Origin of the sequence: Dongia sp. (genome assembly GCF_041906375.1) — a bacterium.
Taxonomy (GTDB): domain Bacteria; phylum Pseudomonadota; class Alphaproteobacteria; order Dongiales; family Dongiaceae; genus Dongia.
Genome location: NZ_JAYRJJ010000006.1, coordinates 1 through 24,776, shown reverse-complemented (window position 1 = coordinate 24,776; position 24,776 = coordinate 1). Strand labels below are relative to the sequence as shown.

The 24,776-nt window shown below is 60.4% G+C and carries 23 protein-coding genes, 1 tRNA gene and 1 riboswitch; of the genes, 4 read left to right on the top strand and 20 right to left on the bottom strand.

All coding sequences use genetic code 11. The features are described from left to right. Nucleotides 1-4: 4 nt before the first annotated feature. From lipA to ACE3OA_RS17465, 10 genes are all read right to left on the bottom strand, one after another. Complete coding sequence (gene lipA, locus ACE3OA_RS17510) at nt 5-949, bottom strand: lipoyl synthase (RefSeq protein WP_374313099.1); 945 nt, start codon at nt 947-949, stop codon at nt 5-7. An 18-nt stretch (nt 950-967) separates the two neighbouring features. Further along, entirely contained in the window at nt 968-2,368 is a 1,401-nt protein-coding gene (gene lpdA, locus ACE3OA_RS17505) for a dihydrolipoyl dehydrogenase (protein ID WP_374313097.1), read from the bottom strand. Between the two features lie 13 nt (nt 2,369-2,381). After that, nucleotides 2,382-2,735 (bottom strand): hypothetical protein, encoded by a 354-nt coding sequence (locus tag ACE3OA_RS17500; protein ID WP_374313095.1) that lies wholly within the window; start codon nt 2,733-2,735, stop codon nt 2,382-2,384. Nucleotides 2,736-2,750: 15 nt separating this feature from the next. After that, entirely contained in the window at nt 2,751-3,080 is a 330-nt protein-coding gene (locus ACE3OA_RS17495) for a hypothetical protein (RefSeq protein ID WP_374313093.1), read from the bottom strand. Nucleotides 3,081-3,082: 2 nt separating this feature from the next. Continuing rightward, nucleotides 3,083-4,354, bottom strand: a complete 1,272-nt coding sequence (locus ACE3OA_RS17490; RefSeq protein ID WP_374313091.1) for a pyruvate dehydrogenase complex dihydrolipoamide acetyltransferase — start codon at nt 4,352-4,354, stop codon at nt 3,083-3,085. Nucleotides 4,355-4,369: 15 nt separating this feature from the next. Then, nucleotides 4,370-5,719 (bottom strand): pyruvate dehydrogenase complex E1 component subunit beta, encoded by a 1,350-nt coding sequence (locus tag ACE3OA_RS17485; protein WP_374313089.1) that lies wholly within the window; start codon nt 5,717-5,719, stop codon nt 4,370-4,372. A 16-nt stretch (nt 5,720-5,735) separates the two neighbouring features. Continuing rightward, the gene (gene pdhA / locus ACE3OA_RS17480; RefSeq protein ID WP_374313087.1) at nt 5,736-6,743 is read right to left on the bottom strand and encodes a pyruvate dehydrogenase (acetyl-transferring) E1 component subunit alpha; all 1,008 of its coding nucleotides are present in this window, start codon (nt 6,741-6,743) and stop codon (nt 5,736-5,738) included. Between the two features lie 290 nt (nt 6,744-7,033). Then, the gene (locus ACE3OA_RS17475; RefSeq protein ID WP_374313085.1) at nt 7,034-7,390 is read right to left on the bottom strand and encodes a septum formation initiator family protein; all 357 of its coding nucleotides are present in this window, start codon (nt 7,388-7,390) and stop codon (nt 7,034-7,036) included. 96 nt (nt 7,391-7,486) lie between these two features. Further along, nucleotides 7,487-8,773, bottom strand: coding sequence for a phosphopyruvate hydratase (gene eno / locus ACE3OA_RS17470; protein ID WP_374313083.1), 1,287 nt, complete (start codon nt 8,771-8,773; stop codon nt 7,487-7,489). Nucleotides 8,774-8,861: 88 nt separating this feature from the next. After that, a complete protein-coding gene (locus ACE3OA_RS17465) occupies nt 8,862-10,160 on the bottom strand; it encodes a YihY family inner membrane protein (protein WP_374313082.1) in 1,299 nt (432 codons plus the stop codon). Between the two features lie 225 nt (nt 10,161-10,385). Here ACE3OA_RS17465 and ACE3OA_RS17460 point away from each other — a divergent pair, with 225 nt between their 5' ends. Together ACE3OA_RS17460 and ACE3OA_RS17455 are read left to right on the top strand one after the other, a co-directional pair. Beyond that, entirely contained in the window at nt 10,386-11,138 is a 753-nt protein-coding gene (locus tag ACE3OA_RS17460; RefSeq protein ID WP_374313080.1) for a hypothetical protein, read from the top strand. Nucleotides 11,139-11,155: 17 nt separating this feature from the next. Next, a complete protein-coding gene (locus ACE3OA_RS17455) occupies nt 11,156-12,838 on the top strand; it encodes a methyl-accepting chemotaxis protein (protein ID WP_374313078.1) in 1,683 nt (560 codons plus the stop codon). 65 nt (nt 12,839-12,903) lie between these two features. Here ACE3OA_RS17455 and ACE3OA_RS17450 read toward each other — a convergent pair whose 3' ends face one another. The 9 genes from ACE3OA_RS17450 to ACE3OA_RS17410 all read right to left on the bottom strand — a co-directional run bounded on the left by ACE3OA_RS17450 (nt 12,904) and on the right by ACE3OA_RS17410 (nt 22,414). Further along, nucleotides 12,904-13,626, bottom strand: coding sequence for a CbtA family protein (locus ACE3OA_RS17450; RefSeq protein WP_374313076.1), 723 nt, complete (start codon nt 13,624-13,626; stop codon nt 12,904-12,906). A gap of 18 nt (nt 13,627-13,644) precedes the next feature. After that, complete coding sequence (locus tag ACE3OA_RS17445) at nt 13,645-13,839, bottom strand: CbtB domain-containing protein (RefSeq protein ID WP_374313074.1); 195 nt, start codon at nt 13,837-13,839, stop codon at nt 13,645-13,647. 130 nt (nt 13,840-13,969) lie between these two features. Further along, a riboswitch (cobalamin riboswitch) is annotated at nt 13,970-14,208 on the bottom strand. A 116-nt stretch (nt 14,209-14,324) separates the two neighbouring features. Beyond that, a complete protein-coding gene (locus tag ACE3OA_RS17440) occupies nt 14,325-15,347 on the bottom strand; it encodes a carbohydrate kinase family protein (protein ID WP_374313072.1) in 1,023 nt (340 codons plus the stop codon). Between the two features lie 45 nt (nt 15,348-15,392). Further along, a complete protein-coding gene (locus tag ACE3OA_RS17435) occupies nt 15,393-16,421 on the bottom strand; it encodes a hypothetical protein (RefSeq protein WP_374313070.1) in 1,029 nt (342 codons plus the stop codon). Further along, complete coding sequence (locus ACE3OA_RS17430; RefSeq protein WP_374313068.1) at nt 16,421-18,001, bottom strand: ribulokinase; 1,581 nt, start codon at nt 17,999-18,001, stop codon at nt 16,421-16,423. The genes ACE3OA_RS17435 and ACE3OA_RS17430 overlap by 1 nt, the downstream gene beginning before the upstream one ends. Beyond that, nucleotides 18,001-18,711, bottom strand: coding sequence for an L-ribulose-5-phosphate 4-epimerase (locus ACE3OA_RS17425; RefSeq protein ID WP_374313066.1), 711 nt, complete (start codon nt 18,709-18,711; stop codon nt 18,001-18,003). Before ACE3OA_RS17425 ends, ACE3OA_RS17430 begins: the two co-directional genes overlap by 1 nt. A gap of 61 nt (nt 18,712-18,772) precedes the next feature. Then, nucleotides 18,773-19,708, bottom strand: coding sequence for an ABC transporter substrate-binding protein (locus ACE3OA_RS17420; protein WP_374313064.1), 936 nt, complete (start codon nt 19,706-19,708; stop codon nt 18,773-18,775). Between the two features lie 94 nt (nt 19,709-19,802). Further along, on the bottom strand, nt 19,803-20,810 hold the full coding sequence (locus tag ACE3OA_RS17415; RefSeq protein WP_374313062.1) for a ribose ABC transporter permease: 1,008 nt from the start codon (nt 20,808-20,810) through the stop codon (nt 19,803-19,805). A gap of 29 nt (nt 20,811-20,839) precedes the next feature. Next, nucleotides 20,840-22,414: a sugar ABC transporter ATP-binding protein gene (locus ACE3OA_RS17410; RefSeq protein ID WP_374313060.1), complete on the bottom strand. Its 1,575-nt coding sequence runs from the start codon at nt 22,412-22,414 to the stop codon at nt 20,840-20,842. 197 nt (nt 22,415-22,611) lie between these two features. Here ACE3OA_RS17410 and ACE3OA_RS17405 point away from each other — a divergent pair, with 197 nt between their 5' ends. Both ACE3OA_RS17405 and ACE3OA_RS17400 read left to right on the top strand, forming a co-directional pair. Continuing rightward, the gene (locus ACE3OA_RS17405; protein WP_374313058.1) at nt 22,612-23,457 is read left to right on the top strand and encodes a DeoR/GlpR family DNA-binding transcription regulator; all 846 of its coding nucleotides are present in this window, start codon (nt 22,612-22,614) and stop codon (nt 23,455-23,457) included. 87 nt (nt 23,458-23,544) lie between these two features. Further along, nucleotides 23,545-24,588, top strand: a complete 1,044-nt coding sequence (locus tag ACE3OA_RS17400) for a zinc-dependent alcohol dehydrogenase family protein (protein ID WP_374313056.1) — start codon at nt 23,545-23,547, stop codon at nt 24,586-24,588. Nucleotides 24,589-24,654: 66 nt separating this feature from the next. Here the strand turns inward: ACE3OA_RS17400 and ACE3OA_RS17395 are convergent. Beyond that, nucleotides 24,655-24,731 (bottom strand) — tRNA-Met (locus tag ACE3OA_RS17395). Between the last annotated feature and the right edge of the window lie 45 nt (nt 24,732-24,776).

Sequence of the window (24,776 nt, the reverse complement as noted above, 5' to 3'; positions counted from 1 at the left end):
TATATCAAACGGCGGCCGCCAATTGTGCTTCGCGCGCGGCACGAAGACGCTGAAAATCCTCGCCGGCATGATGTGATGACCGGGTCAGCGGTGACGAGGCCACAAGCAGGAATCCTTTCCCCTGCCCCATCCGCTTCATTTGGCCGAACTCAGCAGGCGTCACGAAGCGGTCGACATGGTGGTGTTTCTTGGTGGGCTGCAGGTACTGACCGATGGTCATGAAATCGACCTCGGCCGCACGCAGATCGTCCATGACCTGGCCGACCTCTTCCAAGGTTTCGCCCAGCCCCACCATGATGCCGGATTTCGTGAAGAGCGAAGGGTTGATCTCCTTGGCGCGGTTGAGCAGACGCAGCGAATTGAAATAGCGGGCACCCGGTCGCACCTGACGATAAAGACGCGGCACGGTTTCGAGATTATGGTTGAAGACGTCGGGTGCCGCATTGGCGACGATTTCGATAGAGCCCGGCTTGCGCAGGAAATCCGGCGTCAGCACCTCGATCGTTGTCGAGGGCGTCAGCTCGCGGATGCGGCGGATTGTCTCGGCAAAATGCGCGGCACCGCCATCTTCAAGATCGTCACGATCGACCGAGGTGATGACGATGTGCTTCAGCCCCAGGCCGGCGCAGGCTTCCGCCACATGGGCGGGCTCATGCGGGTCGAGCTTGTCTGGCCGGCCGGTCGCCACGTTACAGAAGGCGCAGGCACGGGTGCAGACGGACCCCAGGATCATCACCGTCGCATGCTTCTGCGACCAGCACTCGCCGATATTGGGGCAAGCCGCCTCTTCGCACACCGTGTTGAGGCCGAGCTTCCGCATTAGCCCACGGGTATTGTTGTACTCCTCACCGCCCGGAGCCTTGACGCGGATCCAATCCGGCTTGCGCTGGATGGGTGAATCCGGCCGGTTGGCTTTCTCAGGATGGCGAAGTTCGGGCGTCGTGGTCACGGGATTAGTTCCTTCACGCTAGATATGGATCGCCCGGCCATAGGCTGCAAGGACGCTCTCATGCATCATCTCGGAGAGGGTCGGGTGTGGGAAGACCGTGTGCATTAGCTCGGCTTCGGTGGTTTCGAGCGTGCGGGCGACAGTATAGCCCTGGATCAGCTCGGTCACCTCAGCGCCGATCATATGGGCGCCCAGCAGTTCGCCGGTCTTGGCGTCGAATACCGTCTTCACCATGCCTTCCGGTTCGCCCAGCGCAATTGCCTTGCCATTGCCGATGAAGGGGAAGCGGCCGACTTTGACCTCATGGCCCTTGTCCTTGGCCGCCTGTTCGGTAAGGCCCACCGAGGCCACCTGCGGCATGCAATAGGTGCAGCCGGGAATGTTCCTGGTGTCGAGCGGATGCACGGCTTTGACGCCGGCGATCTTCTCGACGCAGATGACGCCTTCGTGGCTGGCCTTGTGCGCAAGCCAGGGGGCGCCGGTAAGATCGCCGATGGCGTAGACGCCGGGTTCACCCGTGGCGCCGTAGCCATCGGTCATGATGTGGGTCTTCTCGACCTTCACCTTAGTGCCGTCGAGACCAAGATTTTCGACATTGCCAACGATACCGACCGCGAGGATGACGCGGTCGAAGGTTTGATCCTCGGTCTTACCGCCGGCCTCTATGGTCGCCGTCACATTGTCGGCGCCCTTCTTGAAAGCCTTCACATTGGCGCCGGCCATGATCTTCATGCCCTGCTTCTCGAAGGACTTCTGGGCGAAGGCCGAAATCTCGGCATCCTCGACGGGGAGGATGCGCGGCATCACCTCGACCACCGTCACCTTGGCGCCTAGATTGTGATAGAAGCTGGCGAACTCGATGCCGATGGCGCCGGACCCGACGACCAGCAGCGATTTCGGCATCACGGTCGGCACCATCGCTTCCTTATAGGTCCAGATCAGCTTGCCGTCGGGCTCGAGCCCAGGAAACACGCGTGCGCGGGCACCGGTCGCGAGGATGATGTTCTTGGCGGCGAGATCGGCAACCGGCTTCCCGTCCTTCTCGACCTTCACCTTGCCGGCGCCATTGAGGCGACCCAGCCCGTCGAAGACCGTGACCTTGTTCTTCTTGAGAAGGTGTTTGACGCCGTTCGACAGTTGGCTCGCCACCTTGCGGGACCGGTCGACGATCTTGGCCAGATCAAACGAGACATTGCTCGCCGAGAAGCCATAGGCATCGGCATGCTTCAGGAGATGCCCCACCTCGGCAGAGCGCAGCAGCGCCTTGGTCGGAATGCAGCCCCAGTTGAGACAGATACCGCCCAGATGCTCGCGTTCCACCACGGCCGTCTTGAGGCCAAGCTGGGCGGCGCGGATCGCCGCCACATAGCCACCCGGTCCGCCACCGATCACGACGAGGTCGAATGAAGTATCCGTCATTGCGAGCTTCCCTCTATTGGGCCGTCTGTTCCTTGATGCAGGCAAGTTCCGCTGCATCCGTCTGTTCTTCCGTCACGTCGCTCGGCCGGATCTTGCCGCCGACGGCATAGGTCTCGATGATCCGTGCCACGGCGCAGTCACAGACCGAGTTTGCCTGCTCCGGTTGCAGCGACGTCGCCAGGCCGACCGACTTCATCACCTCCGGCAATCGCAGCTTGCAGCCCAGCATCATGGCATCGTGATACTGGGCGCGCGCTTCCGCCGTCGACACATCGATCTCGCGCTGCATGGCCCAAACGAAAACCAGCGCACCGAGGACGATCGCCGCTACGATCGCGATCAGAAAAAAGCGGGCGAAGAGCTTCATCGCGCGACCGTAACCCTATTTGCCCTGACACTTGGCAAAGAGTGGTTTGATCTTCGACGCGGCCGGTTCCGCCTCCGGGTTGTTGGCAAAAGCAATGATCTCGCCGGCAGAAAGATAGCTAACTACCGCCTGCGACGTGCACGCGCAGTAATTGTTGATACTATCGCCCAGATTGCCCTGGTCGAGCCGCTTGCCTTGCGACTTCGCCTGGGCTTCCAGGGCGCTTTGGCATTGGGTAGAAAAATAGTCGAAAAACTGCTTCTCCAATGGCGGCCGCAATTCCTCGGCCTGCGCGGGCAAGGCGAGACCGATCAAGAACGGGATACTCAAAAAGCCAAGACGCATGATCACACCAGCATGCCGAGCGGCTGTTCAATAAGACGCTTGAACGCTGCCAGGAACTCGGCGCCCGTCGCGCCATCGACGACGCGGTGATCGACCGAGAGCGTGCAGGTCATGACATTCGCCACCGCCAACTGGCCCTTGCGCACCACCGCACGTTCCTCGCCAGCGCCGACCGACAGGATGCAGGCCTGGGGCGGGTTGATGATGGCACTGAAATCCTTGATCCCGAACATGCCGAGATTGGAAACCGAGAAACTGCCGCCGGTATATTCTTCCGGCTTCAGCTTGCCTTGCTTGGCACGCCCGGCCAGTTCCTTGATCTCCATGGAGAGTTCGGACAGGCGTTTCTTTTCGGCATGACGCAGGATCGGCGTGATCAGTCCCCCCGGAATGGCGACTGCCACCGAAATATCGGCCGACTTGTACATTTTGACGCCGTCATCAGACCAGGACGCATTGGCATTGGGCACTTGGATTAGCGCCAGCGCCGAGGCCTTGATGACAAAATCGTTGACCGAGACCTTGTAGGCGCCGGGGCGTTCCTTCGGCGCGCCGGCATTGATCTCCTCGCGCACCTTGAGCAGGCGGTCGATTTCGCAATCGATCGTCAGGTAGAAATGCGGCACGAATTGCTTCGATTCCTGCAGGCGCCGCGCGATGGTCTTGCGCATCGATGTATGCGGCACGAGTTCGAAATCAGGCTCACCGAATTGCTGTGTGCCGGCGATGGCCGGGGCAGCTGCCGGTGCTTTGGCACCAGCGGCAGCTGGCGCCGGCTTGGCGCCACCCTTAGGCGCGCCAGCGAGGTCGGCCTTGACGATGCGGCCATTGGGGCCGCTGCCAATGACGGTCGACAGATCAATGCCTTGCTGTTCGGCAATGCGCCTGGCGAGCGGGCTGGCGACAACACGGCCGCCGGATTTTGCTGCCGGGGCCGCGGGCTTCGGGGTCGGCGTCGCTTCGGCCTTAGCCGCAGGGGCCGCTGCTGCGGGCTTCGCTGCGGGTGCTGCACTGACCGCATTGGCGTCTTCGCCTTCTTCGGTGAGGACCGCGATCACGTCATTGACCTTGACGCCCTGCGCGCCGCCGGGAACGAGAATCTTGGCCAGCGTCCCTTCGTCGACCGCTTCCACTTCCATGGTCGCCTTGTCGGTTTCGATTTCGGCCAGCACTTCGCCGGCCTTGACCGCATCGCCCTCTTTCTTCAGCCAGCGCGCAAGATTGCCTTCCGTCATGGTCGGCGACAGGGCGGGCATCAGGATATTGATCGGCATCAGACCCTCCCCTGTTCAGCGATAGCAGACGCGCTTGGCGGCTTCGACGACCCATTCCGGTTGCGGCAATGAGAGCTTCTCCAGATTGGCGGCATAGGGCAGCGGAATGTCCGCGCCATGCACGCGCGCCACCGGCGCATCGAGATCGTCAAAGGCCAGTTCCATCATCAACGCCGACAGTTCGGAACCGATGCCGGCATAGGGCCAGCCCTCCTCGACCGAGACAAGACGGTTGGTCTTCTTCACAGACGCCACGATCGTGTCGGTGTCGAGCGGCCGGATGGTGCGCAGATCGACGACTTCCGCCTCGATCCCATCCTTGGCGAGGATGTCGGCTGCCGCCAGCGCCACCGCAACCATCTTGGAGAAGGCCGTGATGGTGACATGCTTGCCGGCACGGACGACGCGCGCCTTGCCGATCGGTACGATGAATTCGGGATCGGTCGGCACCTCGAAGGATTGCCCGTAGAGCATTTCGTTTTCGAGGAAGATGACCGGGTTCGGATCACGGATCGCCGATTTCAGCAGCCCCTTAGCATCGGCCGCCGAATAGGGTGAAACCACCTTCAGCCCCGGGCAGTGCGCGTACCAGCTGGCATAACACTGAGAATGCTGCGCGGCGACCCGGGAGGCGGCGCCGTTGGGGCCACGGAACACAATCGGACAACCCATCTGACCGCCCGACATGTAGAGCGTCTTCGCGGCCGAATTGATGATGTGATCGATCGCCTGCATGGCGAAGTTGAAGGTCATGAACTCGACGATCGGGCGCAGGCCACCGAAGGCAGCGCCGACGCTGAGACCGGCGAAACCATGCTCGGTAATCGGCGTGTCGATCACGCGCTTGGGGCCGAATTCTTCGAGAAGACCCTGACTGACCTTGTAGGCGCCCTGGTATTCGGCGACTTCCTCACCCAGCAGGAAGACCTTCGGGTCGCGGCGCATCTCCTCGGCCATGGCATCGCGCAGCGCTTCGCGCACAGTATGTGTGGCCGTGGCGCCGGTATATTCAGGCTCGGCAGCTGCTTGCACGATGGTCGGGGCTGCAACCTGGGTCGGCGCTGCAGGTGCGGCGGCTTGCGGCGCCGGCGCCTTTGCCGTGGGGGCGCTGCCCGCAGCCTCGTCCTCGCCGCGCAGAATGGCGATCGGCGCATTGACCGCAACGTTCTCGGTCCCGGCCGCGACGAGGATGCGGTCGAGGACGCCCTCGTCCACCGCTTCCACTTCCATGGTCGCCTTGTCGGTCTCAATTTCGGCGAGGATATCGCCGGGCTTCACCGCGTCACCGGCGTTCTTGAGCCATTTGGCAAGCTTGCCCTCCGTCATGGTGGGCGAGAGGGCGGGCATCAGAATTTCAGTCGGCATATTGCAATCCCCCCGTTCACGCTTCGACCAGGACGTCGGTCCACATTTCCGACGGATCCGGTTCAGGCGAGGATTGCGCGAATTCGGTCGCCAGCGAGACGACATCCTTGATCTCGCGGTCGATGTTCTTGAGACCGGCCTCGTCGATGACCTTTTCCGCCAGCAGGCGCTCGCGCAGGCGGTCGATCGGGTCGTGCTCCTGGCGCATCTTGGCCACTTCTTCCTTGGTACGGTACTTGGCCGGGTCCGACATGGAATGGCCGCGGTAGCGATAGGTGTTCATCTCGAGGATATATGGGCCTTCGCCGGAACGGGCATGAGCCAGGGCAACCGTCGCGGCTTCCTTCACCTTGACGACGTCCATGCCATCCACCTGCATGCCGGGGATGCCATATGCAGCGCCGCGATCGCACAGCTTCACGCCGGCCGCAGAGCGCACCACCGAGGTGCCCATGGCGTATTGATTGTTCTCGATCACATAGACGACCGGCAGCTTCCACAAGGCAGCCATGTTGAAGCTTTCGTAGACCTGGCCCTGATTGAGCGCGCCATCGCCGAAATAGGCCATGTTGACGCCTTTGTCTTCGCTGTATTTATGCGCAAAGCCGAGGCCGGTACCGATCGGCACCTGTGCGGCCACAATGCCGTGGCCGCCGTAGAATTTCTTCTCGCGGCTGAACATGTGCATTGAGCCGCCCTTGCCTTTGGAATAGCCGCCCCGACGGCCGGTGAGTTCGGCCATGACACCCTTGGGGTCCATGCCGCAGGCGAGCATATGACCATGATCGCGATAGGAGGTGATGACGCTGTCCTGCGTTTCGGCCGCGGCCTGCATGCCCACCACCACGGCCTCCTGGCCGATATAGAGGTGGCAGAAGCCGCCGATGAGGCCCATGCCATAAAGCTGGCCGGCCTTCTCTTCGAAACGGCGAATGAGGAGCATATCGCGATAGAATTGGATGAGTTCTTGCGGCGTGACTTGAGCGCCGGCTTTGGCCGCCGGACGAGACGCTGACTTGGCCATTAGACCCCCCTGACTGGGTTTTGGCTGTTTACTATAGGCCGCGCATTTGGGCTGTCGACCGTAGGTGCGGACCGCGTTTGATTTGCGGATTATCGTGGTTAACACCACGCAAATCAACCACAACTAATTAATTGGTTTAATGAGATAAAATAGATATTAACTGAAAACAAGTTAACTTAACTAGGATTGGCCTCCTTACCGACCAATCGCGAACCCACATGCTAACGCGCATGCAGCACCGCCGCGGCCTTACGCGCCGACTGAAAATGGCAGAGGCAGCCCCTGAAAAACTAATTGATGGCGCGGTTGTCGTCCCCGGGAGCGGCGTCATCCTGCCCCTTCAGGAAGATGATGAGGTCGTCGGGATGCGCATAGTTCAGCATCACCCGGGCGCGTTCCTCGAGCATGTCGAGGTCGAGCGACGTATTGGAAAGCAGCGTCACGCGACGCTCCATTGCGGCCCGGTCGTCGGACGCCTGGGCGGCCTCGGCTGTTGCGGCCTTCAGTTCCTGATTGAGCCGCAACCAAGCCAGAATGCCACGGTCACCATGAATGGCATGGAACACGAAATAGGCAGAGAGGCACGCCCCCAGAAGAGGCAAGGCAACTTGGCGCAGACGACGCCGTATTTCGCGGCCGATTTCCATGCGCCTAGCGAATCACACTCCGATTCCACCCGTCAACAGAAAAGCGATTCAATGCCTTAGGCAAAGTGGTTTCAGCAGTGCCTGAGGTCTTGAGGATCAACACTTGATGCGCTCGACGCCCGCTCGGCCAGCATAGGTCGCAGCCACCCCCAGGCCTTCTTCGATACGCAGGAGCTGGTTGTATTTGGCGATCCGGTCGGAGCGGCTGAGCGACCCGGTCTTGATCTGGCCGCAATTTGTCGCGACGGCAAGGTCGGCAATCGTCGCGTCCTCGGTCTCGCCGGAGCGATGGGACATGACGGCACGATAGCCGGCCTTATGGGCCATCTCGACGGCCTCCAGCGTCTCGGTCAGGGTGCCAATCTGGTTAACCTTGACCAGGATAGCGTTGCCGACGCCCCTTTCGATACCACTCTTCAACCGCACAGGATTGGTGACAAAGAGGTCGTCCCCAACCAATTGGACGGCGGCGCCGAGCTTGTCGGTCAGGGCCTTCCAACCGTCCCAATCATCTTCGGCCATGCCGTCTTCGATGGTGACGATCGGATAAGCCTTCACCAGCTTGTCGTAGAAGGCGACCATGCCGGCGGCGTCGAGCACCTTGCCCTCGCCTTCCAGGTGGTATTTGCCATCCTTGAAGAATTCGGTCGACGCCGAATCAAGCCCCAGGGCCACGTCGGTTCCCGGCTTGAAACCGGCCTTTTCGATCGATTTCACGATGAAGGCCAGGGCTTCGTCGGCGCTCTTGAGATTGGGCGCGAAACCGCCCTCGTCGCCGACATTGGTGTTGTGACCCGCGGCCTTCAGCTGCGCCTTCAGGGCGTGGAAAATCTCGGCGCCCCAGCGCAGTGCTTCGGAGCCGCTGGCCGCCGCCCAGGGCAGGATCATGAACTCCTGGAAGTCGATCGGATTGTCTGCATGCGCGCCGCCGTTGATGATGTTCATCATCGGCACCGGCAGCGTCCGAGCGGAGGTCCCGCCGACATAGCGATAGAGCGGCAGGCCAGCGTCGGCCGCGGCAGCCTTGGCCACGGCCAGGCTGACCCCGAGGATGGCGTTGGCGCCGAGGCGCGCCTTGTTGGGCGTACCGTCCAGCTTGATCATCAGGCGGTCGATCTTGACCTGATCCTCGGCATCGAGGCCAGAGATCGCCTCAAAAATCTCGCCATTCACGGCTTCAACGGCCTTGAGCACACCCTTGCCGAGATACCGGCTCTTGTCGCCATCGCGAAGTTCGACTGCCTCATGGGCACCGGTCGAGGCGCCCGAAGGGACGGCAGCGCGGCCGCTGGCGCCGCTTTCCAGGATGACGTCGACCTCGACCGTGGGATTGCCGCGGCTGTCCAAAATTTGGCGCGCGTGCAGGTCGATGATGGCGGTCATGGGCTAACTCCCTGGCAGTGGATCGAAAGAGGTCAGCCGAGTTATAGGGGGACGCTGCCGACCCATAAAGGGAAAATGCCGCGACGCATCAAATTGCGTCGATGCTTTTGAGGGCCACCGCGATGGGTTCGTCGAGGGCCGCCTTCTCGGTTTCAGCGATGCGGCGCATCAGTGGATCGACCAAGGGCACCACCTCCTCCACCGTTTCCCCCAGGGCGATCCCTAGGTGATGACAGACGTCGTGGATGGTGAAGGTATTGAGGTCCCGGGCCAGCATCCAGCGCCCGCTATCCGAGCGCGCGATCAGCCGATGGGATTTCAAAGCCTCCAGCAACCAGACAAGGCGCCCAGGATCGGCCGCCAGGCGGAGTACCAGTTGCTCGGTGCGGATACCGGCGCCGTGCGATTGGGCCCTGTGGAGCTCGGCAAAGGTGCCGAGGGATAGGCTGAGAAGATCGCCTCGACGAAGCGATTCGCCAACCTGACGCCTCCCTGACCGCCACTCAGGCAAGGCGGCAGCAATCTCGGCGCCGATCAGCACGGTTACCCAAATGAGATAGGTCCAGATGAGGAAAATGGGCACCGTGGCGAGCGCACCATAGACCAGCTGATATGAGCCGAAATACTGCAGATAGAGGCCAAAACCCCGTTTCAGACATTCGAACAGCGCAGCGGCCAGGATGGCACCCATTCCGGCATCAGACAGACGGACCGGCCTGGTCGGGATCATCCGATAGAACAGGGTAAAGCCCGCAACCTCCAACAGAAACGGCAAAATTGCCGTAAGGATCTTCAGGCCGGCGGAGAGGCCATAGAACTCCCCTCTGCTCGCAAGAGAGAAGACATATGTCGATATCGAGAGAGACGCGCCGAAGAGCAGCGGGCCCAAGGTGATGATCGCCCAGTAGACCGGCAGTCGCTTCAGCTTATGCCGCGGATTGGTGACACCCCAGATCTTGTCGAAGGCCGTCTGGATCGTATTCACCAGCAAAATCGCCGTGACGCCGATACCGATGACGCCGATTGCAGAGGTGCCGCCAGCATTCTGGATGAACGTGCCAAGATATTGATTGACGACATTGGCCAGATCTGGCGCCAGATTCTGTGCCAGCACGATGATCAGATCGTCGCGCAAATCGGCAAAAGCCGGAAAGGCCGCGAACATGGCGAGGCCGATCGCCAGAAGCGGAACAATGGCCAGGAGCGACGTATAGCTGAGGCCTGCGGCGACCCCGGTGCAACCATCCGCCTGGAAGCGTCGCCAGACGTAGGGCACGAAACTGAGTGTGGCGCCTTTGGCCCTCTCCGCCATATCACGCGCCCGGTCCGTTACGCGCTGCGCTTCATCGCTTTCAGGTAACGCCGTCTTTTCCGAAGCGCTGTCCATCAACGCCGCCCTTCTAAGTGAATCACTTTCTGCTTTTATACCACGTGCAATACAGCAACGCCGACTTCCGGGAAAATGATCCTGCCCGACATGCAGCAAGTTGTTCCTAGAGCAATTCTAAGGATTAAAAAGCGAGGAATATCAACCTGTTTTCAATTTAAGCAATCATTTCTTTACCAGTTCGGATCAAGTTGAAGACAGTCTTCATCGAAGTGAGAGCGGTACATGATCCAGCAGCAATCATTCAACGCCGTTGCTTTTGCCGTCATCATTTTGGTGGCCGGCGAAGTCGCCATGTTTAACCCAGCAATGGCCCAAGAGGCGACAACGGCTCCGGCTACCGCAGCGCCTGCAACAACAGAACCAGCGACCACGGTGCCAGCAGTTGCCGCCCCCGCTCCTGCGGCCCCGGCGGCATCGGCTGAACCCGCCGCCGCACCAACATCGCCACCCATTTCCGCCGACATCATTACCCCAGACGTCATCAAGGACATGCGCGAACGTATCGTGCAGCCGGTGACGATCATGTCCATTCTTGCTGCCAATAAGGTGCACACCGGCATTGACCAAGGTGCAATCGATAAAATGGACGAGGCGTGGAAGACTGAAGCTAAGTCGGACGACCAGCCTTTCATTGCTGAAATCCTGAGCAGCCCGCTCTCTAACTACCTCCTCTACATCCAGGCAAGCTCTGCCGGATTGTTCACCGAGATTTTCGTAATGGACAAGTTCGGCCTCAATGTCGGCCAGAGCTCCGTGACCTCCGACTATTGGCAAGGCGACGAGGACAAGTACCAGAAGACCTTTGCGGTCGGCCCAGACGCCGTCTTCGTCGACGAGCCGGAGTTCGATGACAAGACGAAGACCTGGCGCACGCAGGTCGACTTTACTGTTGTCGACCCCGAGACCAATCAATCGATCGGCGCAGTCACCGTCGAATTCAATCTCACCGAGTTGCAGCGCCGGCTGCAGAGCTGACAGGAACGGGGATCGTCATGAACTTTGCCAATTTATCCGTAGCCAAGAAGCTCATCATCGCCTTCTCGCTGCTGGGCCTCGTCATCATCATCTCCGGCGGCATTTCGATCATGTTGACCGCCCGCATTGACCGTGCGAACTCCGTCAGTGATGCGGCCGAACGACAGGCCAGCTCGATCAACGCGACCTTGGCTGTTGCAGCCAAGATGCAGACGGCGATCCGCGGCCTGCTCGTCACCGGCAATTCGGAATATTCACGCAACTACCAGACCTTCAGTGCCAGCTTCGACCAGTTGTTACAGGAAGCCATTGCCAACGCAGCCGGTGAACAACATTTGCTGGCACCTCTCGACGCGATCTCCAGCGCTGTCAAGGAATGGCGCGACGGTCCGGTCGCGAAACAGCTCAAATTGATGCGTCACCCTTCGACCGTCAATGAAGCGCGCGCGATCGAAGTCACCGGTGCCGGCGAGACCTTAACGGACAAACTCGAGGCCGCCGGGAAGGAGTTGGCCGACGCGATCCGGGAGAACTCGGCCGCTGCCAATGCGGAAATCTCGTCAGCCCTTGCCTGGACGCTGCGCACTGTCATCATCAGCGCCATTGTCATGCTGGTTGCCGCCGTTCTCTTCTTCTTCGTGCTTTCGCGCCAAATCGGCGCACCAATCCGCGTCATCACGGATACGATGAAGGAATTGGCGTCTGGCAATACGGCAGTGCATATCCCCTACGCCGAGCGCGCGGACGAAGTCGGCAACATGGCTGGTGCCGTTGCCGTCTTTGCCGACAATATGCGCAAGAACGAGGTGCTGCAGGCGGAGGCCGCGCAGCAGCAACAGGCGCGCGAAAAGCGTGCTGCGCAGATGACCGATCTTGCGCGCGGCTTCGACCAGGAGGTCGAAACCATCCTGCAGGCCCTTGTGAAATCCGCCGACGAACTGGATCAGACGGCAGAATCGCTCACCAAGCTGTCGACCGAGTCTCTCGACCAGGTGCAGAAAGTGGCGGCAGCTGCGACTGAAGCCAGTTCCAACGTGCAAACCGTCGCAGCAGCAACGGAGGAACTCTCCAGCTCGATCATGGAGATCAGCCGCCAGGTTGCCAGCCAGGCCGACATTGCTGCGGCTTCGACGCATGCCATCGAAGATACGACGGAACGCGTGACCTTGCTGACAGAGGCGTCGACAAAAATCGGGGACGTGGTCCGACTCATTACGGAAATTTCGAACCAGACCAACCTCCTGGCGCTCAATGCCACTATCGAAGCAGCCCGCGCCGGAGAGGCCGGCAAGGGTTTTGCTGTCGTCGCCAACGAAGTAAAGAGCCTCGCCAACCAGACGGCTCGCGCGACCGACGACATTGCCGTTCAGGTGCAATCCATCCAGACCTCGACCCAATCAACGGCCGATTCCATTCGGTCGGTAGGTGAGCAGATCCGCCAGATGAAGGACATTTCCGGTGGCGTCGCGGCCGCGGTCGAGGAACAGAATGCCGCCACCAAAGAAATTGCGCGCAACATTCAGGAGGCTTCGGCCGGCAACCAGGAAGTCTCTGAGAAGGTGGTTTTCGTAGCCCAGGCCGCCGGCCAGACGCAGAATGCCACCGCGACCGTGCTTTCCGCTGCCAAACAACTTGGCCAGAACACGGCCCATATCCGCAGCACGATCGAGCGCTTCATCCACGATGTGCGCGCACTGTAGGAGATGAAAAAAGGCCGGATGACCCTCACAGGTCTTCCGGCCTTTCTCATTCTTGAAGCGATCGGTCAGGCCGCAGCTTCTTTAAAGATGCGACAATAGAAATAGCCAGTCGACGCGCCAAGTGCGGCCCAGAAAAGCAGTCCAACGACTGTGGCTGCCACGATGAACCGGTGCGCAAGCGCCTCGGGTGCCACGCTTGCGTATTCAGCGGGCTGTGGTGCGCCATAGGCATGCGGCAAGACGACAAGCGCAAGCCCCAGAGCAGCCATCCAGGCTTGCCTTCCGATAAAGATGCAGCCTAGGCCGGCCGCCGTCAGTGCGGCCGTTGCGATCCACCACATCTGACGATCGGCGAGCGGCGCGGCCTCCGTCCCGGGAACTTCCGGCGGAAGGCCAAGATTTGGCGAGGCGACGATCGCGGCAAACCCGGCAAGGCCCCAGAAGAGTCCTATCCGCCACGTCATCTGCCCACCCCAAAGGTGATAGGCAGCGGCCAGCACCAGCGAAAAACCGATACCAGTCAACACATCCGCCGTGGCGGTTGCCAGCGTGCGCTGCCAACCGTCGGTCGGAAACCACGCCCCAGCTTCACCTTCCGAGTGGCCATGGCCGGTGGTGCCAGTTGCATCTTCATGCGTGTCCGTCGCCACCGCATCGGCAGAACCCTCATAGACTTCTGCCGCGAGGATCAGCGGCGTCGTGCTGACCTGATGCACCAGGGAAATGAAGATGCCGCTTACAAGTCCGGCGAGGGCCGCAACAATGAAAAGCTGCCGAAACGTCTCCATGCAGTGCCTCCTGCCACCTTAGTGGCAGGGAAAAGCGTTGGCGTGGCGTGTGTCATGGGCGGCGTTATGGACCGCTTCAATGTGCGAAAAGCCCACGCCCCAGACCATGACAAGGCCCAGCATCGCGGCCATTGCGGCGCCCGCAACAGCTTCGGCGCGGGTTTTGGATTTGGTAGACAGGGCAGTTGATGAAAGTTGTGCTTTGGCTTGCATTGGTGAATCCCCTCAAATTGGTTGACTGGTGAGAAATCCATATCGAACGGGGATGGCGTGTCGCCAATGGGCCTTGAGGTATCCTGCGATACCAAGCCATCAACACCGCGCGGACACCCCGTCCGGGAAACGGATTCTTCCTGTCGCTGGCAGGTCTCCTGGCTCACGAGTGTTGCGCAGCGCCACCTTCCCAACCAAGTTGCCAGCGCATTCCGCGCCAGCTCCGGTCAGTGGTTATTTCGGCGTCTGCTCCTCGCTTACAGTTGCGGGGGCAGTCACGGCTTTGGCCCCTTTTGGGTCGTCCGCACCGTGTTCCCTATTAATCCCCTGGAGTCCATCCATCGGGGAACCATCGACGGGCCAACATTTCTCCACTCCGCGTGCCTCGTCAAGAAATTTGTCATTGCACGACGAAGGACGGAGCCAGTTTCTCCAATAGCGACGCATGCAGCGTGAGCCGCGACTGAACCTGTGACTAATCCCAATCAGACTGTAGGGTGAAATCCCCAGATTCGCGCCTGCTCCAGGCAGGCTTGATGCGATTGGACCGTGGCGCAGGTAGACAGCCCTTTCAGCGACATCGCCGCGGTCGCATGGGCGAGCTCAAGAGCGGCCGGGACCTGCCACCCTTCATGAACGCCATAGAGCAAGCCAGCGGCGAAAGCATCGCCCGCACCGTTCGCGCTGACGATAGCGCCTTGGGGGATATTGACCGATGGTGCCGTCGCAACATCGCCCTCGCGACCAAGGGCGATCGCGCCGGCTGGGAAATGCACGACAACCAGCTTCATGCCACCTTGCGCCATGATAGCGCGCGCCGCCTCGATACAGGTCGAAACTGCCGTAACACCATCCGACGATGTCTGCATCCGGGCCAACGCGCCAATCTCGAAATCATTGACGATCAGATAGTCCAAATGCGGCAGGCACGGCCGCACCAGATTGGCAATCCGATCCGGGGCAATGCTGAAGAGCTCCAGATTCGTCTGCAGGCCCATGTCGCGCGCCCGGCGCAGGACAGTCACCCAGCCATTGGCACCATCTTGCCATGGCCCATCCATATGCTTGTGTGCGCCTGGCAAACCCAAATGCAGGATACGCGCTGTCAGCCCCGTGAAATCAAAATGGTCCGGTGTCAACAACGCGCCGGTACCCTGGAAAAAGATATGCGTGCGACGGCCACTGCGTTGCGAAACATAGGCGTCGGTGAACTGGGTCTCTGCCGCGGAGGTGACAGCCAGGCGCGCGCGCTCTATGCCGTGGATATCGGCCTGATGCGCGAGGAAGCGCCCATCCGCATCGTCCCCAATCAGGCCAATCGTGGCAACCGGAAAGCCCGGATCCAGTTTTTTGAGGTCGATGGCCAGGTTGCAGGCCGAACCACCGCCATAAAGCTCGGTTGCCAGGATTTCGGCGGCACCGTCTTCATGCGGCCAAGCATCGATCGCACGGTTGCGATCAACGCACCATGTTCCCCCCGTCACGATGCCACGGCGAGACGTTGTCATGCCTACTTCTCTACAGGCGGTTGTGTCGGGAATCCAGTGGGCTGATCAAGCTGCCTGCCGAAGAACCGCTTCGGTAACGGCACTATCGTCATCTAGTGACCGGATCGGCTTGATACCCTGCTTTCCCAAGGCGCCATGATAGGCACGAACCGCCTCCTGCGGCGTCACTGTTCCATCGGCTACATGACGCATCAGATCTACCATGGTCAGCGGATCCTCGGCCAAATTGATCTTGCGCCCAAAGAGGGCAACCCGCGCACCATAGCGCTCCGCCTGGGCGAGCAGTTCAAAGCAATCGCGCGTTGTCCCCGCCCCGCCGCCCAGCACGCCGACGATCATGCCGGGATCGTAGCCGGCGATTTCTTCCAATGCCTTGGGGCCATTGTAGGCCACTTTGAGAAACTGCGGTCGATCGGCCGCGGCAACACCGGCGAGACAACGCACGATGCAATCGTTGACAAAGTGCGGCATGATCTCCGGCGCAACATCCCGCCCGGCATTGGGGTTGAATACCTCCAGGAAGTAGCTGAAGCCGTGCAGCGCAGCATCAGCACGAAATGCGGCGAAGGCCTCCAGCGCCCGAAGATCGGCCTCAAGGTCATTGTTGAACGTTATAGAATAGAGCCCGAGATCCGTGCCAGCGACGGACGCATTGCTTCGGAGAGCAGAGCCGCCATGCAAAACACGCGGCAAGGAAGCCGACCGAAACGGCCGCGAGGGCAGATGGTTATAGGTGCCACCCCGAACCATCCAGATATCGCTCGTGTCATTTGCACGTACCGCAGGCTTCACCGGGCTGCCGCGAAAAACGCCCTCCGCCGCCAGTTTCTCGAGATTGGAGGCCGAGAGAAGCATGATGTCGACGATATTCTGCGCCACGATAGAACGCACCTGATCGAGAAACTCAGCGCGGTTGCGATAGCGCGTCCAACTCCCGTCCTTTTGCCGCAGGGGCCCGGTGGACACCAGGCTTGGCCCCATGTCGCCGTCTTTGGCATCGGCGATGATGAAATCACCGCGAGTATACTGTCCGGCACGAATGCGGGCGAGCTTTTGGTCGAGGCGGGTCGTCATCAAGCGTGACCTCCGGTGAGGGCAATTCGGCGCAGTTCCGGCAGCACAGTGCCGAGATCGGTCGTCGGGTCGACGCCGCCAAAGCCACGGTAAAGGCGACGAAAAGTGGCATATAGGCGTTCATAGATCGCTTGCGCCGCCGGATCGGGTGTGAAGGTCCTGAATGGCAGGCACATGGCAGCCTGTGCGGCGGCGACATCCGCATGAATGCCAGCGGCTAGGCTCGCAAAGATGCCGGCGCCGAAACCGGTCGGCACCCCGTCCGGCACCAGTACGGGCTTGCCGAGGACATTGGCGTAAACCTGGTTCAGCACCGGATTGTGCTGCGGGATGCCGCCGCCATTGATAATGCGATCGATCGGCACACCGCCCTCGGCCATTCGCTCCAGAATGAGGCGGGTATGGAACGCCGTGCCCTCGATCGCCGCGAAGAGCTCATCCTGCGCCGTATGCAGCAAGTTCCAGCCGAGCGTCACCCCACCCAAATCCGGTCGCACCAATACGGTTCGGTCGCCATTATCCCAGGTGAGGCGCAACAGACCGGTCTGCCCGGCGCGATAATTTTCCAGTCCCCGAGACAGATCGGCGATACGGGTATTGGCGCGCTTGGCGATGGCATCGAATATGTCACCCGTTGCCGACAAGCCGGCCTCGATCCCCATCAAATGCGGATCGACGCTGCCGGGCACAATTCCGCAAAGGCCGGGAATAAGACCGACATCACGCGCGGTTGCTATGATGCAGGTCGAGGTGCCGACGACATTGACCACGTCGCCGACCTTGCAGCCCGCGCCGAGCGCGTCCCAATGCGCGTCAAAGGCCCCGACCGGGATCGGAATCCCCGCTTTGATACCCAGCCGGTCCGCCCATGCTTGAGAAAGACCGCCTGCGATCTTATCCGAGGTACAAAACTCACCACCGATCTTGGCGCGGATATTGTCAAATAGTGGATCGACACGGGACAGAAAATCCTGCGACGGCAAACCGTCCCAACGCGGATTCCACATCCATTTGTGCCCCATGGCACAGACACTGCGCTTCACCTGCCCCACATCCGTGACGCCGGTCAGGGTCGCCACGACCATGTCGCAATGCTCCATGGCGGTGATGAAGCGACCGCGCTTGCCGGGATTGTGGCGCAGCCAATGCAGCACTTTGGCGAAGCCCCATTCGTGCGAATAGACACCGCCGCACCAATTAATCGCCTCCAACCCGACCTTGTGGGCGTGCGCAGTAATTTCCTGCGCTTCGGCCTTGGCCCGGTGATCGCACCAAAGATAATAGTCGTCGAGCGGCACCAGCCCTTCACCAAGCATGACTACACTGGAGCCGGTCGTGTCGATGGCTAGGGCGGCAATGTCATCACCCGGCACGTGACTATCCCGCAGCGCCCTTTGAACGGCATCTGCCAGGGCCGACATCTGGTCATCGTGCGATTGAGTGGCATAGTCCGGATCGTCGCGCCGCCGGTGCAAGGGATATTCGGCGCTGGCGTGGCCGAGCGCCCTGCCCGCATCGGAAAACAGCGTCACGCGGACGCTCAGGGTTCCAAAATCGACCCCGGCAATGACGGATGACATTATGGGCGAATCCTGCTGGCTTGCGACTGACCGTAGGTCGCCTTGGCACCATGCTTGCGAAAATAGTGCCGGTCCAGCAAGGCTTGGGAAATGCCAACGGCATGCGGCTGCAGTGCCAGCGTATGCAATGCCATGCGAGCGACGGATTCCAGCACGACCGCATTGTGCACCGCGTCGCCGGCATCAACGCCCCAGCAAAAGGGACCGTGGCCAGACACGAGTGCCGCAGGCATAGCGAGCGGATCCTTATCGCCGATCGCCTCGACAATCACCCTGCCGGTATGGTGCACGTAGTCGCCACCGATTTCCGCCCCGGTGAGTTCACGCGTGGCCGGCACCGCACCGTGAAAATAGTCGGCATGTGTCGTCCCGAAGGCAGGAATGGCGCGCGCGGCTTGAGCCCAGATCGTCGCGAACTCCGAATGTGAATGTACCACGCCGCCGATCACAGGAAATGCCTTGTAGAGTACCAGATGCGTCGCAAGGTCGGAGGACGGCCGCAGGTCTCCTTCGACCTTGGTTCCATCCAGATCCACGATCACCATGTCGGATTCCGACATGCGTTCGTAGGGGACACCGCTCGGCTTGATGACGATCAGCCCTCGCTCCCGGTCAATGCCGCTGACATTGCCGAAGGTATAGAGAACGAGACCGGCACGCACCAATTCGAGATTGGCCGCCAGAACCTGCTCGCGCAGTTCCTTCAACATTATTTCTTCCCGAGAAAAAGCGCCGGCTGCGGCCAGGGACCGCAGCCGGCCGCAGACGCATTCAGCGAGCCGCCGTCCAACCCTTGTAGGAACCGAGGTTCTCGGAGGTGATCAGCACCGGATCAAGCAAGATCACGTTTGGATCCGGCTTCTTGCCCTGCAGAATGCCGGCCGCCAGTTCGAGCGACTGGCCAGCCATTGCATACGGATCCTGCGAAGACGACGCCTTGATCAGCGAGGTGCCTGTTTTCAGTTCCGCTTCGATATCCGGCGCACCGTCCACCGCCGTGATGATGAACTCGCTGCGGCCCAACTGCTTTGCCGCCAGGCTGGCGCCAATGCCGGTCGGATCATTGATCGCGAAGATGCCGTCAACCTTCTGGAAGCGCGTGAGCAAGCTTTGCGTCACGGCGAAGCCACCGTCACGCGAGCCCTTGGCATCCTGATCATCCGACAGGATCTTGATATCCGGGCTCTTGGCAAAAACCTCCTTGCAACCCTTGACACGGTCCGCGACCGAGGTGACCTGCGGGCCATTCACGATGAGAACGTCACCCTTTCCCTTCAGGTGGTCGACGATGTACTGGCAAGCAAGAGCGCCCGCCTTGACGTTGTCGGTCATAACCGTGACGTCAGCCCCCTGGGCACCGACATCGAAGGCGGCAACAACGATCCCTGCTGCCTGTGCCTTCTTAATCGCGGGCGCGATGGCGACTGGATCAACTGCATTCAACATGATGACATTGACGCCGGCGGCAATGAAGTTATCGATCTGCGTAACCTGCTTGTTGAGGTCGTAGTCTGAAGAGACCGAGATCACTTCAACATTGGGATTGATCCCCTTGGCCTTATCTTCGATGCCCTTGATTGTGGCGACGAAGAAAGGATTTCCCAAAGAGCCGACCGAAATACCGACCTTTTGGAGTTCTTGGGCGACAGCAGGCATCGTCAAACCGACCGAAACCACCAGCCCTAGGGCAAGACGCGAGAGTTTCATGTTTCCTCCTGTTGGATTATCACACCGGATCGCTGTGCGACCGATACGGCTTTCTATCCGGCGACTTCGTTGAGCGCCGGCACTCTTGGCCCCGTCATGTCCGCCCCCCTTCCCGCAAGCGATAGCGGTCGAGCGCCACGGCACCGATGATGACCAATCCCTTGATGATGTATTGCCAGATGTCTGATATCCCGAGCAGGATCAGCCCGTTAGTCAGCACGGCGATAATGAGCGCACCGATCAGCGTGCCCCAGATCGAACCGATTCCGCCGGTAAAGCTGGTGCCGCCAAGTATGACCGCCGCGATCGCATCGAGTTCATAGCTCTGGCCCAGTTGCAGTCCGTTGGCAGCAAAAAGGCGCGCCGCCGACATGGCACCGCCAAGCCCCGCGAGCAGACCCGCCATGGAATAGACAAAGAGCAAGATCTGCCAAACCTTGATACCCGCGAGCCGTGCTGCATCGGGATTTCCACCGACGGCATAGATGCGATTGCCAAGGACCGTGCGCCGCAGGATCAGCCACGAAATGATGACGACGGCAAAAGCAATGATGACGAGCCAAGGTACCTGCAAAAAGGTGCCGTTGCCGATGAAGGCAAAGGGCAGATCCGGATTGAAGACAGTCGTATCTTCGCCAAGAAGGCGCGCGACGCCGCGCACAGCCGTCAACGATCCCAAAGTAACGATAAAGGGCGGCAATCGCATCGCAGCAATGAGAATGCCATTGATGAGACCGAAAATCAGGCCAATGAGGAGTGCCGCCGGTACGCCCAGCATGCCGTAATCGGGCACCTTCGAGACAATGATTGCGATCATCGCCGAGGCAGCCAGGATCGAGCCGATGGAGAGGTCGATACCACCCGTGAGAATGACGAAGGTCATGCCGGCGGCCAGAACGATGTTGATGGCCGCCTGCTGTGCTACAATTGACAGGTTCATCCAACTCATGAAGCGATCGGTTGACACTTCGAAGAAGATGCCGAGGATGATGAGAATCGGCAGCATTCCGACAATCTGCAGGATCGAGCGCATCCGCTGCTTTCGTGCCAGAGAGGCCTTCTCAATATCCTGAGCAGTTATGCCCATCGCTCTGTCGCTCATACTCAATTCCCTTCGCCCCACAACCACATTTAGGCCGCGTTGAGTGCCGCCGTGCTGGTCGCAATATCCATGATCATTTCCTGCGTGATCGGCGCGTTCGGCCGCCCTTCGATTTCACCGACAATTTGCCCGTCGCGCATGACCAGTACGCGATCCGAAATGCCGACAATCTCCGGTAGCTCGCTTGAAATCACCAGAACCGCCGCGCCAGCCCGCGCCAGTTCATCAATGATGTGATAGATCTGCGATTTGGCGCCGACATCGATACCGCGGGTAGGCTCATCCAGGAGCAGGACGCGTGGTTTGGTCTCAAGCAACCGCGAAAGCAAAACCTTTTGCTGGTTACCACCTGAGAGCGACCCCACGGTCACTGCGCTATTGAGAGTGCGGATGCCAAGCGACTTGATAGCAGCGGCGGCCCTATCCCGTGCCGATCTGAGATTGAGAATACCGCCGGCAATTGCATCCTCATCCAGGACGCTGATGGCAATATTCTCTCGGATCGTCATGTCCAGAAACAGGCCAAGGGCTTTGCGATCCTCTGTCAAATAGACGATGCCCGATTTGATGGCCTGTAGGGGTGTCGCGATCTGGCATTCGGCGCCGTCGACCAGGATGCGGCCGCCAGCCTTCGGATCAGCACCGTAGATGAGCCGCGCAAGTTCCGTCCGACCGGAGCCGACGAGGCCGGCCAATCCAACTACTTCGCCGGCTTTCACCGACAGGCTGCAATTCTTAATGAATTTATCATCGTGAATATTTTCCACCTCCAGCACCGCCATGCGGTCGGCAGATGGATGTCGATGTTCCTTGGTGTAGAAGGAGGACAACTCGCGGCCGACCATCATCCGCACCAAGGCCGGTGCGGTGATTTCCCCCTTGTCCAATGTACCGATCAGCGTGCCGTCCCGTAGAACACTTACCCGGTCCGCCAGTTCATAGACCTCCGCCATGCGGTGGCTGATATAGACGATGGCAATACCCTCGGACTTCAGTTGCCGGATGATGGCAAAGAGCCGCGTTGCCTCGCGGGCCGAGAGGCTGGTGGTCGGCTCGTCCATCACCAGGATGCGCGGATGCCCGGCAAGGGCACGGGCGATCTCGACCAATTGCCGTTCGGCAATGGAGAGCCCTGCGACGCGTGCATTGGCAAGGAATGGCGCATCGAGCCGGCGCAGCAAGGGTGCCGCTGCAGCCTCCATCGCCTTGCGGTCGATGAAGCCATAGCGTCGCTTTTCCTCACCCAGAAAGATGTTCTCGGCAACGGTCAGGTTGGGCGCCAGGGAGAGTTCCTGATAGATGACGGCGATGCCATGACGCCGCCCCGCAAGCGGGCCACTTATCGCGACAAGCTCGCCGCGCAGACGGATTTCGCCGCCCGGGTCTGCGCTATAGGCACCGGAGAGTATCTTCATCAGGGTCGATTTGCCGGCCCCGTTCTCGCCCATCAGGGCATGGATTTCGCCACCGCGCACAGAGAAGGAGACATTCGATAGCGCTCGGATGTTGGCAAAGCTCTTGCCGATGTTGCGCATGTCGAGTTCCGGCACGGATTCTCCATAGCCGCCCGCATGCGGATGAGAATCGACCTGCGCTGCCGTCATCGAGCGGTCCCTGTCATGGCGCTTCCTCGGTATCGGCGACTTTAGTTTGTCGCTCTACTTGTGATATAGAAACTTCCGTATCGAAAGTAGATTGTCAAGCCGGATTGAAAAAGCATCCGCTTTTGCAGTATTTCACCTCATGCTCATGTCAATTCAGGGTTTCGGATTGTGCAGTGCGGCGTAATGGAACCGAAGCAATGACAGCTGAAACACTCGACGACGAACTAAGTGCCATCCCGGCTGGGACGGAAGGTTCGGCCTCCGATGCAAGGCGAGAGCAATTGCTCTCCTTCATCCAGATGCATGAATTCGTCCGCATCTACGACCTCGCGCGCCAGTTCGGCGTGTCCGAGGTAACCATTCGCAGCGACGTCGATATCCTCGCCCGCCGCGGCGGTATCCGTCGCGTGCGCGGCGGCGCCATGCGCGTGGTGGAGGCCGTCCCCGAGGTCGATTACGAGGCCCGCGTATCCAGCTATCTGCCGGAAAAGCGCAGCATCGGGTTGGCAGCTGCCGCCATGCTTTCGCCGGGCGACAGCATCATCCTCGATGTCGGCACGACGGCAATGGCGATCGCCCACGCTATCGCCGACCGGGAGGATCTCACCAACCTCACCATTTTTACCCCCGGCTTGAACATCGCCCTGGCTTTGGAACGTGCCATTCCACGGGTCGAGGTTGTCGTCACCGGCGGCACACTACGACCGCAGCAGCATTCCCTGGTCGGCCCGGTGAGCACCCTTATCCTTGAGCGCATCCGTGCGTCTTTTGCTTTCATTGGCTGCAATGGTGTCGACCCGTCCTTCGGGATCATGGGCCTCAGCCTGCCGGATGCCGCCCTCAAACAGGCGATTCTACGTGCCTCGCGTCTCGGCATCGTGGTCACTGACGCCAGTAAATTTTCGCAAACGTCACTGGTCCGGGTTTGCGGTTTCGAAGATGTCGACATGATCCTGACAGCCGGCGCGCCAGATCCAGCGACGGTCGCCGCCGTGCGTGAAACCGGTGTCGAACTGCGCATCCTGAATGCGGATCGGAGCTAGCAGCGTCAGCGCACACCTTGCCGAATCCACAACTGAGGTCCAATCTGCGCTGCGTTTCATTACTGCCATTGATCGTCGAGGCCTCTATTGCGCGCCGCACTGTTCGAAGAATTCCGCCAGCCGCTGGTGGTACGCGATGTACCGGACCCTAAATGTCCCCGCGACGGCGTCGTCATCGCCGTGGAGGCTTGCGGGGTGTGCCGATCCGATTGGCATGGATGGAAAGGCGCCGATCCGGATGTCGCGCCGCCGCATGTGCCTGGCCACGAGTTCGCCGGCACCGTGCTTGAGGTCGGACCCGATTGCCGACGCTTCCAGAAGGGCGACAGGGTTACCGCCCCTTTCATCATTGCCTGTGGCGATTGCCCGGACTGCCGCGGCGGTGATCCAACCATATGTGCACACCAATTCGTCCTGGGCTTTTCCGCCTGGGGCGCTTTTGCGCAATTCACTGCGGTGCCGCATGCCGACTTCAACCTGGTGCACCTGCCAGAAATGATCGGCTTTGCCGAGGCGGCCGCCATGGGCTGTCGCCTGACTACCGCCTTCAGGGGTATCGTCGACCGCGCCGGTCTCAGGCCGGGTGAATGGCTGGCCGTTCATGGCTGCGGTGGCGTCGGCCTCTCCGCCATCATGATCGCAGCGTCGCTTGGCGCTCAGGTGTTGGCGATCGATGTCAATGCCGAGGCCCTGGCTCTCGCCCGATCGCTCGGTGCCACTGCGACGCTGAACGCCGCCACATCTTCCGATATTGCCATGGACGTACGCGCCGCCACCGATGGAGGCGCGCATGTTTCGATCGATGCCCTTGGCATTACGACGACCTTCCACAATTCCATAAGGGGTCTGCGCAAGCTCGGCCGGCATGTGCAGATCGGCATGCCACTGGAACAGCACGCAACTCCCATCATACCATTGCTTGAAACGGTCTATTCTCGCCAGATCAGCATTATGGGCACTAGGGGCATCGGCGCCAGCCGCTTTCCTGCAATCTTCGGGATGATCAAGGCCGGTCGGCTGGACCCCTCCCGCCTTGTCACCAAGCGCATTGCTCTCACCGAAGCGGGCGCGGCACTTGCATCCCTTGACGGCTTCCAAGGCGTCGGCGTTACGGTTATCGATCGCTTTTAGGCAGGCAATTGGCCTGCACAACAAAAAAACGGCTTAGCTGAGTTACAGCTAAGCCGTTTTATTTAATGGTTGCGGGAAGAGGATTTGAACCTCTGACCTTCAGGTTATGAGCCTGACGAGCTACCGGGCTGCTCCATCCCGCGTTAAGTCGGCTGGAAGTAGCAAAGGCGCGCTTTGTGTGAAGCGCG